Raw genomic sequence first — 16,207 nt, 5'->3', positions numbered from 1 at the left:
AGTCATGAAATATACCTTGAGCACATTCCTCTTACCTGTTCAATTTCGATGTGCATTTTTCGCGTAAACAAAAGTAGCTCTAATGTATTTCATTGCTATAGTACAATATATATTCAGCAGTTCAGGAACCATCATCGATCAAAAATCCGTCACTTAAATGCACATTGTGTTAAAAATGAACTTTACAATTGACTAAATTATTATCTTATCCTTATGAAAACAAAGGGGATATAGTTAGCATATAAATAATATCGATCTTTTTCAATAGCTTACACGTTTGCAGAAATCTAATTCTCATGCTAAACCTTATACTCTCTCAATTATTTAATGAACGAGGTATAGCAATGTCATGGAGAGTCATTAGCTCGGTAATTTGTCCTAACACGGGGATCGTTTATTCAAGCATCTTGGGACTCAAGTTCTTGAAACTCATCATTTGGTATGAAAGCGATGTTTATTTGTACCCCGGCGATAGGATATATCCGACAAAGAATGGCGTCTTCATTAATGGTGTTTTCAAGCCAATATCGATATACAACATCTCCCCTTACAACGAGATGTTATGGAGTGAAATTAAAAACAAGATGGCCTGCCCATACAATCGAAACCAGGAAGAGGAGATATGTACCTACGCGGTGCATTGCAACGCGCGTAAGTGTCCCCATGGGTTTGCCACGAATCCACTGATTGTCAGCACAGTCAAATCCAGACATTAACGAATGTTGGTAATGTTCAGGTTACAAAGATAAGTACCTTTGTCGCACCGTTTGCGCCGGATACCTCTCACTGGTAAACGCCATAAATAAAGCCACCCGCAGGTGGCCTTTGTCATTGTTATTCTGATTCACAAATACTCTCAATCGCAAATAAACTCGTATAGCGAAGCGTAAACGGATTACCCGGGCATTGATGGAATAAAGCGATGCCGTGTTTTATTACCTTTCGACGATTACCCCTTTTCAACGCATCATGCCTGACTTGCGCCCATAGCGACCCTGCTGGTAAAAGACGTGTAGTGAAGCCCCTGTTTCGGTGAAATTAATGAAGAAGCTGTTTGTTCAGTTTTATTTACTGCTGTTTGTCTGCTTTCTGGTGATGACCATGCTGGTCGGGCTGGTCTATAAGTTCACCGCAGAGCGTGCGGGCAGACAATCCCTGGACGATCTGATGAAAAGCTCGCTCTACCTGATGCGTAGCGAGCTGCGCGAAATTCCTCCGCATGACTGGGCACGTACGTTAAAAGAGCTGGATCTGAATCTGTCGTTTGATCTGCGTATCGAACCCATGAAGGATTTTGATTTAGCGCCGCCGGCGATGCAGCGTTTGCGTGACGGAGACATCGTCGCACTGGACGAGAAATATACCTTCATTCAGCGTATTCCGCGCAGCCACTATGTCCTGGCCGTCGGGCCAGTGCCCTATCTCTATTACCTGCACCAGATGCGCCTGCTGGATCTCGCCCTGCTGGGCTTTATTGCCATCTCGCTCGCTTTCCCTGTGTTCATCTGGATGCGACCGCACTGGCAGGACATGCTGAAACTGGAATCCGCCGCACAGCGTTTTGGGGAGGGTCATTTAACTGAACGCATACATTTCGACAGTGGTTCCAGTTTTGACCGTCTCGGTATTGCCTTTAACCAGATGGCCGATAACATCAACGCCCTGATTGCCAGCAAGAAGCAGCTTATCGACGGCATTGCGCATGAACTGCGCACTCCGCTGGTACGCCTGCGTTATCGCCTGGAGATGAGCGAGAACCTCACCGCCGCAGAATCGCAGGCCCTCAATCGGGATATTGGCCAGCTTGAAGCGCTGATTGAAGAGCTGCTGACCTATGCCCGCCTCGATCGGCCTCAGACGGAGTTGCACCTCAGTACGCCGGATCTTCCCGTCTGGCTACAGACGCATATTACCGATGTGCAGAGCGTTAACCCTCAGCGAAAACTGCTTACAGCCATTACCCCCGGCGCGTACGGCGCGCTGGACATGCGCCTGATGGAACGCGTGCTGGATAATCTGATGAACAACGCCATGCGCTACAGCGAAACCACGCTGCGCATAGGTTTAGATTTGCAGGGGAGCCAGGCAATTCTGTGCGTGGAAGACGATGGCCCCGGTATTGAGCCAGCGGAGCGTGAAAAAGTTTTCGAGCCGTTTGTGCGCCTCGACCCCAGCCGCGACCGTGCTACCGGCGGCTGTGGTCTGGGGCTGGCTATTGTCCGTTCTATTGCCCAGGCGATGGGCGGTTCGGTTCGCTGCGAAGCGAGCGAGCTGGGCGGGGCCCGGTTCGTCTTTAGCTGGCCGATCTATCACAACATTCCTCTTCCCATACCTGCCTGAACTAAACCGCACGCTGGCCTGACCCGGCGTGTTGTGCTATATCAGTAGTATGTTGTAACTAATTAAGGGCTATTATGGCGACTTACGATCTCATCGAAAGGCTTAACACCACATTTCGGGAAATAGAGCAGGCGTTACTGACCCTGACGGCGCAACTACAGGGCTGCCGCCTGCTGGCCGCCCGCGTCTTTTCCCTGCCCGAGGTGGCGAAAGGCGCGGAACACGATCCGCTGAACACCATTGAGGTAACGCAGCATATCGGTAAAGTGGCGCTGGAACTGACGTTGCAGCACTATCGCCGCCTTTTCATCCAGCAGCAGTCCGAAAATCGCAGCAGTAAGGCCGCCGTTCGCCTGCCCGGCGTCATCTGTCTGCAAACGGATACCGCAACGCGTGAAGCCATTGAGGCGCAAATTACGCATATTAATACGCTGAAAGCCGCCTTCGAGAAAATCGTGACCGTTGAGTCCGGGCTGGCACCGGCTGCCCGTTTTGAATGGGTGCATCGCCAGCTTCCAGGGCTGATCACCCTGAATGCTTACCGCACGCTGACGGTACTGCGCCACCCCGCCACGCTGCGCTTCGGCTGGGCCAACAAGCACATCATTAAAAACTTCACGCGCGACGAGATCCTGGCTCAGCTGGAGAAAAGCCTGAAATCGCCGCGAACGGTCGCCCCGTGGTCGCGGGAACAGTGGATTGAACGGCTGGAGCAGGAGTACCACAGCATTGCCTCCCTGCCGGCTGATACCCGTCTTAAAATAAAGCGTCCGGTCAAGGTGCAGCCTATCGCTCGTGTCTGGTATGCGGGACAGCAAAAGCAGGTGCAATACGCCTGCCCGACACCGCTGATTGCGCTCTACGATGCCGATCAGGGTGCGGTGGTGCCGGATATCGGAGAACTGCTGAACTACGATGCTGAAAACGTTCAGCATCGCTATAAACCCCAGGCACAGCCGCTACAGCTGATTATCCCGCGGCTGCACCTGTATGTGGCGCAGTGATTACCTGATGCTGCCCACCATCGCTTCCGGGCGGACCCAGGCATCAAACTCGGCGTCCGTCAGGTAGCCCAGCGCCAGCGCAGAGGCTTTCAGGGTAAGCCCCTCTTTGTGCGCTTTTTTAGCGATTTCGGCCGCTTTGTCATAACCAATATGGGTGTTTAGCGCCGTGACCAGCATCAGGGACTCATTCAGCAGCTGGCTGATTCGCTCGCGATTAGGCTCAATGCCCACCGCGCAGTGCTCGTTAAAGCTCTCCATGCCATCGGCCAGCAGACGAATCGATTGCAGTACGTTGTGGATCACCATCGGGCGATAGACGTTAAGCTCGAAGTTACCCGACGCGCCGCCCATGTTGACCGCAACGTCATTACCCATCACCTGACAGCACAGCATGGTCATGGCTTCGCACTGCGTCGGGTTTACTTTACCCGGCATAATGGAGCTACCCGGCTCGTTTTCCGGAATGCTGATTTCGCCGATGCCGCAGCGCGGGCCGGAGGCCAGCCAACGCACGTCGTTGGCGATTTTCATCAGCGAGGCTGCCAGCCCTTTCAGCGCGCCATGGGTATGGACCAGCGCATCACAGGTCGCCAGGGCTTCGAATTTATTCGGGGCGGTAACAAACGGCTGCCCGGTGATCTTCGCCAGCTCTTCGGCCACACGCACCGCGTACTCGGGATGGGTGTTTAACCCGGTGCCAACCGCCGTTCCGCCGAGCGCCAGCTCCGCCAGATGCGGCAGGCTGTTGTCTATATGCTTAAGATTGTGCTCCAGCATCGCCACCCAGCCGGAGATCTCCTGGCCAAGCGTCAGCGGCGTGGCGTCCTGCAGGTGCGTACGACCAATTTTTACAATGTCGCCGAAAGCCTGCGCTTTCTCGTTAAGCGTAGATTTGAGCACGTTGAGTTGCGGGATAAGCTGCTCGCGGATAGCGATGACGGCCGCCACGTGCATGGCCGTCGGGAACACGTCGTTGGAACTCTGGCTTTTATTCACGTCATCGTTCGGGTGAACCTTCCGCTCCATGCCGCGCACGCCGCCAAGGAGCTCGCTTGCGCGGTTCGCCAGCACCTCGTTCATGTTCATGTTGCTCTGGGTGCCTGAGCCGGTCTGCCAGATGGCAAGGGGGAATTCGTCGGGATGTTTGCCCGCCAGCACTTCGTCGGCGGCATTGATGATGGCGGAGGCTTTATCGGCATCCAGCAGGCCCAGATCCTGATTGACTTTGGCGGCAGCGCGTTTGGTCAACGCCAGCGCCTGGATTAGCGAGACGGGCATTTTCTCTGTCGAAATGCGGAAATGCTCCAGCGAACGCTGGGTTTGCGCGCCCCATAGCTTGTCGGCCGGGACGTCGATGGCGCCCATGGAGTCTTTCTCGCGGCGATGCATTGTCATTACTTACTCCTTGATAACAAAGATGGGATTGCTCACATGCTTAAGAGATAAGTATTGATGACTTCTGAGAAACGTTATGGCGCTTTGTGCGCTCTTTTTGATGTCGGGTGGCGGCTGCGCCTTACCCGACCTACGAGGATGTAGGCCGGGTAAGCGTCAGCGCCACCCGGCAATTTACAGAATTACTTCACACACGCCGAACACTGGGTAGACTGGATCTGTTTGAAGAAGTCGTTACCTTTGTCATCCACGAGGATAAACGCCGGGAAGTCTTCCACTTCAATTTTCCAGATCGCTTCCATACCCAGTTCCGGGTACTCCACGCACTCGAGGCTCTTGATACTGCCCTGCGCCAGCACCGCTGCCGGGCCGCCTATGCTGCCAAGGTAGAAGCCGCCGTGCTTGTGGCACGCGTCCGTCACCTGCTGGCTGCGGTTGCCTTTCGCCAGCATGATCATGCTGCCACCGTTGGCCTGCAACTGGTCGACGTAGGAGTCCATACGGCCCGCCGTGGTTGGGCCTAACGAGCCGGAAGCATACCCATCAGGCGTTTTTGCCGGGCCTGCGTAGTAGATCGGGTGATCTTTAATGTACTGCGGCAGCCCTTCACCGTTGTCCAGGCGCTCTTTCAGCTTCGCATGGGCGATGTCGCGGCCAACAATAATCGTCCCGTTCAGGGAAAGGCGCGTTGAAACCGGATACTGCGAAAGCTGCGCCAGGATCTCCTTCATCGGGCGATTCAGGTCAACGCGTACCGCTTCGCCCTCACCCGCTTTTCGCAGTTCTTCAGGGATGTATTTGCCCGGGTTGTTCTCCAGCTTTTCGATCCAGATGCCGTCGCGGTTGATCTTCGCTTTGATGTTACGATCCGCAGAGCACGACACGCCCATCCCCACTGGACAGGATGCACCGTGGCGCGGGAGGCGGATCACGCGAATGTCATGCGCGAAGTATTTGCCGCCAAACTGCGCGCCCAGCCCCAGATTCTGCGCTTCGGCCAGCAGTTCCTGCTCAAGCTGCACGTCGCGGAACGCCTGACCATGTTCGTTACCTTCCGTTGGCAGGCCATCGTAGTATTTGGTTGAGGCCAGCTTAACGGTTTTCAGGGTGCTTTCAGCAGACGTACCGCCAATCACAAACGCGATATGGTACGGCGGGCAGGCCGCAGTGCCAAGGGTGCGCATCTTCTCAACCAGATAGTTCTTCAGCTTGCCCGGGGTAAGCAGCGCTTTGGTTTCCTGGTAAAGATAGGTTTTGTTGGCTGAACCGCCGCCTTTGGCAATGCAGAGGAATTTGTACTCGTCACCGTCGACGCTGTAGAGGTCAATCTGCGCAGGCAGGTTGGTGCCGGTGTTCACCTCTTTGTACATATCCAGCGCCGCGTTTTGCGAATAGCGCAGGTTATCTTCGGTGTAGGTATTGTAAACGCCGCGCGCCAGCGCCGCTTCGTCACCGCCGCCGGTCCAGACGCGCTGGCCTTTTTTACCGGTGATAATCGCCGTGCCGGTGTCCTGGCAGGTCGGCAGAATGCCTTTCGCCGCGATATCAGAGTTACGCAGGAATTGTAGGGCAACGTACTTGTCGTTCTCGCTGGCTTCCGGGTCGCTCAAAATATCGGCAACCTGCTGCTGATGCGCCGGACGGAGCATAAAGGAAGCATCGTGGAAGGCTTGCTGCGCCAGCAGCGTCAGCGCCTGCGGGTCAACTTTGAGGATCTCCTGCCCTTCAAACTCAGAGACAGAAACGTAATCGCGGGTTAACAGGTAATACTCGGTCCGATCCTGACTGAGGGGGAAAGGATCCTGATAATGGAAGGGTTTATTCGACATTGTTCTCTCACTTACTGCTTCGGTCTGTTTATTCAGGGCAGATGTTCCGCTGCCCGGCTTAAAAGCGAGTCAGCTTATCCTACACAATTTTTTAACAAAAACTGAGACTAGTACGACTTTTTACATCCGCAGGTTACTTCCATTCGGTTTATTGCTTTAATACGCGAAGTTAATTCCACATATGAATCAGGGCTTGATAATGCAAAAACTCATCAACTCAGTGCAAAACTACGCCTGGGGAAGTAAAACTGCGTTAACGGATCTCTACGGTATCGCCAACCCGGACAACCTGCCGATGGCAGAGCTGTGGATGGGCGCGCACCCGAAGAGCAGCTCAAAAATTGAAGATGCCAGCGGCCAGGTGCGCAGCCTGCGTGATGTCATCGATGCCGACAAAGCCGCGCTGCTCGGCGATAAAGTGGCGAATCGTTTTGGTGAGCTGCCTTTTCTGTTCAAGGTATTGTGCGCCGACCAGCCGCTCTCCATTCAGGTTCACCCGAACAAAAAAGCCTCTGAGCTGGGCTTTGCCAAAGAAAATGCCGCCGGTATTCCGTTAGACGCCGCAGAGCGTAACTACAAAGATCCTAACCACAAGCCGGAACTGGTTTTCGCCCTTACCCCTTTCCTGGCGATGAATGCCTTCCGCGAGTTTTCCGAGATCATCTCCCTGCTGCAACCGGTCGCTGGGGCTCACAACGCGATCGCCCACTTCCTGGAAAACCCGAACGCAGAAGCCCTGAGCGCGCTGTTTGCCAGCCTGTTGAATATGCAGGGCGAGGAAAAATCCCACGCGCTGGCGGTGCTGAAAGCCGCGCTGAACGGCCAGCAGGGTGAGCCATGGGACACCATTCGCATAATTTCCGCGTTTTATCCGGACGACAGCGGCCTCTTCTCTCCGCTGCTGCTGAACGTGGTGAAGCTCAACCCGGGCGAAGCAATGTTCCTGTTCGCTGAAACCCCGCACGCCTACCTGAACGGCGTGGCACTGGAGGTGATGGCTAATTCCGATAACGTACTGCGCGCGGGCCTGACGCCAAAATACATCGACATCCCTGAGCTGGTTGCCAACGTGAAGTTCGTGGCGAAACCTGCTGCGGAGCTGCTTACTCAGCCGGTGAAAAACGGCGCAGAGCTGGACTTCCCGATTCCGGTTGACGATTTTGCCTTCTCCCTGCATGACCTCAGCGCAGACGAAACCGCCATTGCACAGGAGAGCGCCGCGATCCTGTTCTGTGTGGAAGGCGAAGCGACGTTGCATAACGGTAGCGAGCGTCTGCTGCTTAAACCGGGGGAGTCCGCTTTTGTCCCGGCAAACGAGTCGCCTGTCTTCGTGAGCGGCACTGGTCGCCTGGCGCGCGTTTTTAATAAGCTTTAGGGACTTACTGAATTTTTTAACAACTCTTGCTAAGCTAGTAACAGGCGTTGTAACACCAGGCGGTTTTAACCGCCTGGTTTCATTTTAGGGATAATCGCAATGAAAAAATCGGTCGTAGCGGTAGGAGTGATTGTTGCTTTAGGCGTGATCTGGACGGGTGCTTCCTGGTATACCGGGAAACAGCTGGAAAGCCGTCTGGCAGAGATGATGGCACAGGCAAACAGCGAGATTAAGCGCAGCGCGCCTGAAGCAGGTCTGGAGCTGAGCTACCAGAACTACCAGCGTGGCGTCTTTACCAGCCATATGCAGGTGGTGGTGAAGCCGGTAGCGGGCAATCAGAACGCCTGGCTGAAACCGGGCCAGAGCGTGGTACTGGATGAAGTGGTCAGCCACGGTCCGTTCCCGCTGGCACAGTTGAAAAAGTTTAACCTGATCCCCTCTATGGCATCCGCCAGAACCGTACTGGTAAATAACGAGGTGACGAAGCCAATTTTCGATATGGCGAAAAATGAGTCGCCGTTCGAGATCAATACCCGCATCAGCTATGCCGGTGATACGCGTTCCGACATCGACCTGAAAGCGCTGAATTACGAACAAGGCACCGATAAAGTCGCCTTCAGCGGCGGTAATTTCCAGCTTGATGCCGATCGCGACGGCAAGAATGTCTCTCTGACCGGCGATGCCGCCAGCGGCCTGGTGAATTCAGTCAATGAATATAACCAGAAGGTCCAGCTTACCTTCAACAACCTGAAAGCCAGCGGCAATAGCCGTATGACCGATTTTGACGAGCGTATTGGCGATCAGAAGCTGAGCCTCGATAAGATCGCCATTGCGATTGAAGGTAAAGAGATGGCAGTGCTGGAAGGCATGGATCTGGACGGCAAGTCTGACGTTTCCAAAGACGGTAAAAGCATCAACACCCAGCTGGATTACAGCCTGAAAAGCCTGAAAGTACAGAATCAGGACCTGGGTACCGGCAAGCTGTCACTGAAAATTGGCAACATTGACGGCCAGGCATGGCACGAATTTAGCCAGAAATACAGCAAAGAGAGTCAGGCTCTGCTGACCGATGCCGCCCTGCAACAGAACCCGCAGGCGTACCAGCAGCAGGCGATGGCCGTGCTGTTTAATAACCTGCCGATCCTGCTGAAAGGCGAGCCGGTAATTACCGTTGCGCCACTGAGCTGGAAAAACGACAAAGGCGAAACCAACTTCAACCTGTCGCTGTTCCTGAAGGATCCGGCGGCCGCGACCGGCGAGCCGCAGACCCTGGCGCAGGAAGTTGACCGCAGCGTGAAATCGCTCGACAGCAAGCTGACCATCCCGATGGATATGGCAACCGAGTTCATGACGCAGATTGCGAAACTCGAAGGGTATGGTGAAGAAGATGCAGGTAAACTGGCAAACCAACAGGTGAAAGGCCTGGCGGCGATGGGCCAGATGTTCCGCATCACGAGGGTGGAAGACAACACCATTTCCACCAGCCTGCAATATGCTAATGGCCAGGTAACGCTCAACGGCGACAAAATGCCGCTGGAAGATTTTGTCGGCATGTTTGGTATGCCGACGCTGGGCATTCCGGCACCGGCTGAACCGGCAGCGCCGCCAGCAGTACCGCAGCAGTAAACGAAAAACCCCTCGCATGAGGGGTTTTTTTATTGCCAGGCGATGTGCAGCGGAGATTACTTCACCGTCACTAACCGCGCCGCCACAATCTGATGCCCGGCCTGCACGTCCGTATTTTCAATACGCTGCATAATTCGGTCTGCCAGGGTGTATCCCATTTCACGAGCCGGCGTCGTCGCCCAGACGATGGGGAGATCGTCTAGCGCATTTTCACCGACATCCGCAAATGCCCCCAGCGCCACCTGATGGCCGAAGAACGTTTCTACCCCGCCCTCACCGCTCTGGCGTCCGGCGCGGATCAAGCCGAACCACGCCCCCATCGCAATCACATCGTTATAGCAAATCACCGCGCTGATCGTCGGGCTGTTGCGAAGCAACGTGCCGATGGCTTCGGCGGCTTTTTTCTGGCTGGACTCACACTCCACCACCCATTCGCTGTGAAACGGCAGGCCGTATTTGATGAGCGTGGAGCAGTAACCGCCCACCCGCTCCGCACGCGTCAGGGACGAGCTTTTACCGCCGAGCCAGGCGATGCGCTGATGGCCGCGATGAATAAGATGCTCGGTCAGCATTTGCGCGGCCTGCATGTTATCCGGCCGAAGGGTATCGGCTTCGTCGAGATAGCTGGCGCGTGACGCAACCACCAGCGGTACGCCTTTCTGCGCCGCGCGCTCACACAATTCACTGCCCACACCGGACGCGCCGGCCACGATCACCCCATCCACCCCTTGCGTCAGCAGCATATCCAGCCTGGAGAGCAGCTGCTCCGGTTCGCGCCCACCGTGGAGCAGGAAAACCATTCGCCCCTGCGCTTCAAGCGCCTCGGTAAGCCCGGCGGTCAGTTCTGCATAAAACGGCGACGCGAGGTCGCGAACAATCAGCCCTATCACCCCGCTTTGCCCACCGCGCAGCGCCGACGCCTGGCGATTACGCACAAAGCCCAGTTGCTCAACGGCCTCGTTGACGCGCTGACCCGTAGCAGGAGAGATGCGCCCCTTCCCGCTCAATACCAGCGAAACGGTGCTAACGGAAACCCCCGCCGCCAGCGCGACATCGTTGATGGTGATCTTTTTCGCTACAGCCATGTGGTGGCGTGACTCCTTGATAATGAGATCGCTAAAACGTTTTATCAATACGTTATCTTTATACTACCAGTAAAAGCCTGAGAATGTGATTTAGCGCGCACTAAAGTTTGATAAAACGTTTTATCTTTTCGCCCCATCGCGGTCGTTAAATCTCTTTCTACCATTTAAGGAGTCGTTTTATGACGACGAAAGCAGCACAAAAAATATCGCTGTGGGAGTTTTTCCAGCAACTGGGCAAAACCTTTATGCTGCCCGTGGCGCTTCTCTCTTTTTGCGGGATCATGCTGGGGATCGGCAGCTCGTTAAGCAGCCATGACGTCATTACCCTGATCCCTTTCCTCGGAAATCCGGTACTTCAGGCGATCTTCATCTGGATGAGCAAGGTCGGCTCTTTTGCCTTTAGCTTCCTGCCGGTAATGTTCTGTATCGCCATTCCTCTGGGTCTGGCGCGCGAAAACAAAGGCGTGGCGGCGTTTGCGGGCTTCGTTGGCTATGCGGTCATGAACCTTGCGGTTAACTTCTGGCTGACCGCCAAAGGGATCCTGCCCACGACCGACGCGGCGGTACTGAAAGCCAATAACATTCAGAGCGTGATTGGAATTCAGTCCATCGATACCGGGATCCTTGGAGCCGTGATCGCGGGAGTGATTATCTGGATGCTGCACGAGCGCTTTCATAACATCCGCCTGCCCGATGCGCTGGCCTTCTTCGGCGGCACCCGCTTTGTGCCAATCATTACGCTGGTTGTGATGGGTCTGTTTGGTCTGATTATCCCTCTGATTTGGCCGGTTTTTGCCATGGGGATCACCGGAATTGGCCGCATTATCAACGGCGCGGGTGATTTCGGCCCGATGATTTTCGGTACGGGTGAACGTCTGCTGCTGCCATTTGGTTTACAGCACATCCTGGTTGCCCTGATCCGTTTTACTGAAGCAGGCGGTACTATGGACGTTTGCGGTCATTCCGTTAGCGGCGCGCTGACCATCTTCCAGGCCCAGCTGAGCTGCCCGACCACGCACGGATTCTCTGAAAGTGCGACGCGTTTCCTCTCTCAGGGGAAAATGCCTGCCTTCCTCGGCGGCCTGCCGGGCGCTGCGCTGGCGATGTACCACTGCGCCCGCCCGGAAAATCGTCATAAAATTAAAGGCCTGCTGATCTCCGGCGTTATTGCCTGCGTGGTGGGCGGTACGACAGAACCTATCGAGTTCCTGTTCCTGTTCGTGGCACCGGTGTTATACCTCATCCACGCCGTACTGACAGGCCTGGGCTTCACCGTGATGGCTGTGCTCGGTGTAACCATCGGTAACACTGACGGTAACGTGATTGACTTCGTGGTATTCGGTATCCTGCACGGCCTGTCCACTAAGTGGTATCTGGTGCCGGTTGTGGCCGCCATCTGGTTCGCGGTTTACTACGGGATCTTCCGCTTCGCCATCACCCGCTTTAACCTGAAAACGCCTGGCCGCGATACCGATACGGCCACCAGCGTTGAACAGGCAGTGGCCGGTACCGTTGGGAAATCCGGATATAACACGCCGGCTATTCTGGCGGCGCTGGGCGGTGCGGATAACATTACCTCTCTGGATAACTGCATCACCCGCCTGCGTTTGTCGGTGGCGGACATGTCCAAAGTGGATACCAACGCACTTAAAGCTAACCGGGCTATCGGCGTGGTACAGTTAAATCAACACAATTTGCAGGTCGTCATTGGCCCGCAGGTACAGTCAGTGAAGGATGAGCTGGCAACCCTGATGCGAACCGTCGAAGCCTGATGCCTCGCCCCCCTCGTCATGAGGGGGTTTTACTTTACGGAGCACCGTCATGTTTGATTTTTCTACCGTCGTGGATCGACACGGCACCTGGTGTACCCAGTGGGATTATGTCGCTGACCGTTTTGGGGCTGCCGACCTGCTGCCCTTCACCATCTCTGATATGGATTTCGCCACCGCTCCCTGTATTACCGATGCGCTGCACCAGCGCATCAACCACGGCGTGTTTGGCTACAGCCGCTGGAAAAATGACGAATTTCTGGCTGCCGTGGCGCACTGGTTCCGGCAACGCTTTAAAAGTCAGATTGATACCGAAACCGTAGTGTATGGGCCGTCGGTCATTTATATGGTCTCGGAGCTGATCCGCATATGGTCCGCGCCTGGCGACGGCGTGGTGGTTCATACCCCTGCTTACGATGCCTTTTATAAAGCCATTGAAGGCAACCAGCGTACCGTTGTTTCCGTGCCGATGCAGAAAACGGCGCGTGGCTGGGACGGCAATATGGCCGCGCTGGAAGCGGCGCTGGCAAAACCGGAAAACACGGTTCTGCTGCTGTGTAGCCCGCAAAATCCGACCGGCAAAGTCTGGACGCGGGAAGAGCTGGCCACAATTGCAACGCTTTGCAGCCGTCATGATGTGGCGGTAATCAGCGACGAAATTCATATGGACATGGTATGGGGCACGCATCGCCATACCCCGTGGAATGAGGTTGCGGACGGTAAATGGGCGCTGCTGACCTCGGGTTCTAAAAGCTTCAATATTCCGGCACTGACGGGCGCCTGGGGGCTTATCGCCGATGACGACAGCCGTAACGCCTATCTGAATGCCTTAAAAGGGCGGGACGGACTCTCTTCCCCTTCCGTGCTGGCGCTGACCGCGCACATTGCTGCTTACCGGCAGGGCGAACCCTGGCTGGACGCGCTGCGGACCTATCTTGAAGAAAACCTGCGCTACATTGCTGACGAACTGAATGCTGCGTTTCCGACACTCAACTGGCAACCGCCAGAGGCCACCTATCTGGCCTGGATTGATCTCAGCCCACTCGGTATTGATGACAATACGCTGCAAAACGTGCTGATTGAACAGCAAAAAGTGGCCATCATGCCGGGATATACTTATGGGGATGAAGGAAAAGGCTATGTGCGACTGAACGCTGGCTGTCCGCGTAGTAAGCTCGAACAGGGCGTTAAGCGCCTTATTGCGGGTATCAACACTCTGCTGTAAATAATTTGCGCAACGGAATATTCCCTTGCGCAAATAGCTTTTTCCCCCGTTTTGTTTTTATAATATGGCGCACTTTAACCAGCAAAGAGTGCGACCATGATTGATACACGCCTGCCTTTAACTGATATTCACCGCCACCTCGACGGGAACATTCGTGCCCAAACTATTCTCGATCTTGGTCGCCAGTTCAATTTAACGCTCCCTGCCGAAACGCTTGAAACCCTGATCCCCCATGTCCAGGTGACGTCGAACGAGCCGGATCTGGTAAGTTTTCTGAGCAAGCTTGACTGGGGCGTGAAGATGCTGGCCTCGCTCGATGCCTGTCGCCGTGTCGCCTTTGAAAACATCGAAGATGCCGCTCGCAACGGCCTGCACTATGTCGAACTGCGTTTCTCTCCGGGCTATATGGCGATGACCCACAGTCTCCCCGTAGCGGGCGTGGTTGAAGCGGTCATTGAGGGCGTGCGTGAAGGTTGCAAAACCTTTGACGTTCAGGCGCGTTTGATCGGCATTATGAGCCGTACCTTCGGTGAAGCGGCCTGTCTTCAGGAGCTGGAAGCGTTACTGGCGCATCGCGACCAGATCACCGCCATCGACCTGGCCGGTGATGAGTTGGGCTTCCCGGGCAGCCTGTTCCTGTCTCATTTCAACCGCGCACGTGATGCAGGATGGCATATTACCGTTCATGCTGGCGAAGCCGCGGGGCCGGAAAGCATCTGGCAGGCCATTCGTGAACTGGGTGCGGAACGTATTGGTCACGGTGTGAAAGCCATTGAAGATCGCGCGCTGATGGATTTCCTCGCCGAACAACGTATTGGGATCGAATCCTGCCTGACCTCCAATATTCAGACCAGTACAGTGGCGTCGCTGGCGCAACACCCACTGAAAACCTTCCTTGAACACGGGGTGCTGGCTTCACTGAACACGGACGATCCGGCGGTTCAGGGCGTGGATATTATTCACGAATACAACATCGCCGCGCCGCAGGCCGGGCTGAGCCGCGAGCAGATCCGTCAGGCGCAAATCAACGGGCTGGAGATCGCCTTCCTGACGCCTGAAGAGAAACAGGCGCTGCGCGATAAAGTTGCTCAGTAGTCCTCTTTACTGCCGGGTGGCGCTGCGCTTACCCGGCCTACGAAAGCGTTTGGCACTTATGCCAGACAGAGCGTTGCGCGATGTTTGGCGGATTCGATCCCCAGCTCGATGAGCTCCATAATCTGGATTGCCTGGCTCGCCGGAACCGGATTTTCACCTGAACCGTTCAGCGCGTCACGAATTGCGGCGTAATACGCCGGATAGTTCCCAGGCTGGGTCAACACCGTCTCTTCAACCAGTACCTCACCCTCCGCACGCGTCACCACCCCGTCCCGCATGTCGTAGCCCCAGTCCTCCTGCGGTAAGCGTTCGCCATTTTTGAGGCGCTCTTCCTGCGGATCCAGGCCGAACTTCACATAGCTGCCGCGCGCCCCGTGAAGGATATAACGGGCCGATTCCGCCGCCGCAAGCATTGTCCCGTGCAGCACAATGCGCCGCTGCGGATAACTCAAAACGGCGTGGAAATAGTCGGTGGTCTGCGCCCCCGGCCTGAGCTGAGCTAAATCGACCGTCATGCTTACGGGCAGACCAAACAGATGAACGGCCTGATCGAGAAGATGCGGCGCTAAGTCATACCAGATGCCGCTGCCCGGTCCCGCCTGCTCGCGCCAGCGATCTCGCACCTGCGGACGATAACGATCGAAGTGAGACTCAAAAAAAGCAATTTCGCCGAGCGTGCCTTCGTTTATCAGCGCTTTGATCGTCAGGAAATCACTATCCCAGCGCCGGTTGTGAAAGACCGACAATAACCGACCCAGGCTTCGCGCCAGCGCATCCAGCTCGCGCGCCTGTGACAACGTCACGGTAAAAGGCTTATCGACAACGACATGTTTGCCAGCCTCCAGCGCCGCTTTCGCCAGGGGGAAATGGGTGTCGTTAGGGGTGGGAATGACAATAAGGTCAATATTAGGATCGTTAAACAGATGCTTAGGCTCCGTTACCACCGGCACGGCTGGCCAGTCGGCATGGACTTTGGTTTCATCGCTGCTTGTGATAGCCGCCAGTTCCATTCCCGGCGTGCCGGCAACCAGCGGCGCATGAAAGGTTTTGCTTGCGTACCCGTAGCCAATAAGACCGACGCGGATGTTTTCACTCATCGTATGCCCCCTCGCTGTGCGCTTATTTATCACTGGCCTTGTGCTTAACGCACAGATTAATAATGTGCCCTGTGAGTTAAAATAGCATCTCGCGACAGCTTTTTTTGTTACCTCGCATTAAAGTGTGTATATGGGGCCCGGGAATCGTTCCCAAAGCGCTTGCTCTGTCGAAAAGGCCGCTGTAACATTTGCAATCTGTATTTATGGATAAATTACAAACACAAAATATGTCATCAATAATTAATCGAATCATTGAATTAGCGGGATGGATTGTCCTTGGCGTTTCAGTCGTGTTGCTCGGCATTGCCAGCCATATCGATAACTACCAGCCGCCGGAGCCTGTTACTGTTGCTCAACAAAAGTAAGC

13 protein-coding genes are annotated in these 16,207 nt (G+C 55.1%); 9 read left to right on the top strand and 4 right to left on the bottom strand.

Features of this window, described 5'->3' with window-relative positions:
- Nucleotides 1–296: 296 nt before the first annotated feature.
- From iraM to tus, 3 genes are all read left to right on the top strand, one after another.
- On the top strand, nt 297–716 hold the full coding sequence (gene iraM / locus ACOT0L_RS09760) for an anti-adapter protein IraM (RefSeq protein ID WP_048966459.1): 420 nt from the start codon (nt 297–299) through the stop codon (nt 714–716).
- Nucleotides 717–1,041: 325 nt separating this feature from the next.
- A complete protein-coding gene (rstB, locus tag ACOT0L_RS09755) occupies nt 1,042–2,340 on the top strand; it encodes a two-component system sensor histidine kinase RstB (protein ID WP_126503401.1) in 1,299 nt (432 codons plus the stop codon).
- A 74-nt stretch (nt 2,341–2,414) separates the two neighbouring features.
- Nucleotides 2,415–3,344, top strand: coding sequence for a DNA replication terminus site-binding protein (gene tus / locus ACOT0L_RS09750; RefSeq protein WP_022647930.1), 930 nt, complete (start codon nt 2,415–2,417; stop codon nt 3,342–3,344).
- Here tus and fumC read toward each other — a convergent pair whose 3' ends face one another.
- Both fumC and fumA read right to left on the bottom strand, forming a co-directional pair.
- Nucleotides 3,345–4,739, bottom strand: coding sequence for a class II fumarate hydratase (gene fumC, locus ACOT0L_RS09745; protein WP_022647929.1), 1,395 nt, complete (start codon nt 4,737–4,739; stop codon nt 3,345–3,347).
- 182 nt (nt 4,740–4,921) lie between these two features.
- On the bottom strand, nt 4,922–6,568 hold the full coding sequence (gene fumA / locus ACOT0L_RS09740; RefSeq protein ID WP_126503403.1) for a class I fumarate hydratase FumA: 1,647 nt from the start codon (nt 6,566–6,568) through the stop codon (nt 4,922–4,924).
- 199 nt (nt 6,569–6,767) lie between these two features.
- Here fumA and manA point away from each other — a divergent pair, with 199 nt between their 5' ends.
- Nucleotides 6,768–7,943 carry a mannose-6-phosphate isomerase gene (gene manA, locus ACOT0L_RS09735; RefSeq protein WP_048966442.1) on the top strand — a complete coding sequence of 392 codons (1,176 nt, stop codon included), beginning with the start codon at nt 6,768–6,770 and terminating at the stop codon, nt 7,941–7,943.
- A gap of 99 nt (nt 7,944–8,042) precedes the next feature.
- Nucleotides 8,043–9,569, top strand: coding sequence for a YdgA family protein (locus ACOT0L_RS09730; protein ID WP_126503405.1), 1,527 nt, complete (start codon nt 8,043–8,045; stop codon nt 9,567–9,569).
- 56 nt (nt 9,570–9,625) lie between these two features.
- Here the strand turns inward: ACOT0L_RS09730 and ACOT0L_RS09725 are convergent, their stop codons facing one another.
- The gene (locus ACOT0L_RS09725; RefSeq protein ID WP_023299968.1) at nt 9,626–10,654 is read right to left on the bottom strand and encodes a Mal regulon transcriptional regulator MalI; all 1,029 of its coding nucleotides are present in this window, start codon (nt 10,652–10,654) and stop codon (nt 9,626–9,628) included.
- A 179-nt stretch (nt 10,655–10,833) separates the two neighbouring features.
- On the opposite strand from ACOT0L_RS09725, the gene malX reads away from it, so the two are divergent.
- The 3 genes from malX to add all read left to right on the top strand — a co-directional run bounded on the left by malX (nt 10,834) and on the right by add (nt 14,743).
- Nucleotides 10,834–12,426 (top strand): maltose/glucose-specific PTS transporter subunit IIBC, encoded by a 1,593-nt coding sequence (gene malX / locus ACOT0L_RS09720; RefSeq protein WP_023299967.1) that lies wholly within the window; start codon nt 10,834–10,836, stop codon nt 12,424–12,426.
- A 49-nt stretch (nt 12,427–12,475) separates the two neighbouring features.
- A complete protein-coding gene (locus ACOT0L_RS09715; protein WP_126503407.1) occupies nt 12,476–13,648 on the top strand; it encodes a MalY/PatB family protein in 1,173 nt (390 codons plus the stop codon).
- Nucleotides 13,649–13,744: 96 nt separating this feature from the next.
- On the top strand, nt 13,745–14,743 hold the full coding sequence (gene add, locus ACOT0L_RS09710; RefSeq protein WP_022647922.1) for an adenosine deaminase: 999 nt from the start codon (nt 13,745–13,747) through the stop codon (nt 14,741–14,743).
- Between the two features lie 56 nt (nt 14,744–14,799).
- On the opposite strand, the gene ACOT0L_RS09705 is transcribed toward add, so the two are convergent.
- Nucleotides 14,800–15,840: an oxidoreductase gene (locus ACOT0L_RS09705; RefSeq protein ID WP_023306015.1), complete on the bottom strand. Its 1,041-nt coding sequence runs from the start codon at nt 15,838–15,840 to the stop codon at nt 14,800–14,802.
- Nucleotides 15,841–16,079: 239 nt separating this feature from the next.
- Here ACOT0L_RS09705 and blr point away from each other — a divergent pair, with 239 nt between their 5' ends.
- Nucleotides 16,080–16,205, top strand: a complete 126-nt coding sequence (gene blr / locus ACOT0L_RS09700) for a division septum protein Blr (RefSeq protein ID WP_151884424.1) — start codon at nt 16,080–16,082, stop codon at nt 16,203–16,205.
- The last annotated feature ends 2 nt before the right edge of the window (nt 16,206–16,207 follow it).

The organism is Enterobacter cloacae complex sp. XAL002 (assembly GCF_049236805.1).
In the GTDB taxonomy this organism is placed as follows: domain Bacteria; phylum Pseudomonadota; class Gammaproteobacteria; order Enterobacterales; family Enterobacteriaceae; genus Enterobacter; species Enterobacter intestinihominis.
Note: the sequence above shows the minus strand (reverse complement) of the source record. Positions and strands in the feature narration are given on the sequence as shown.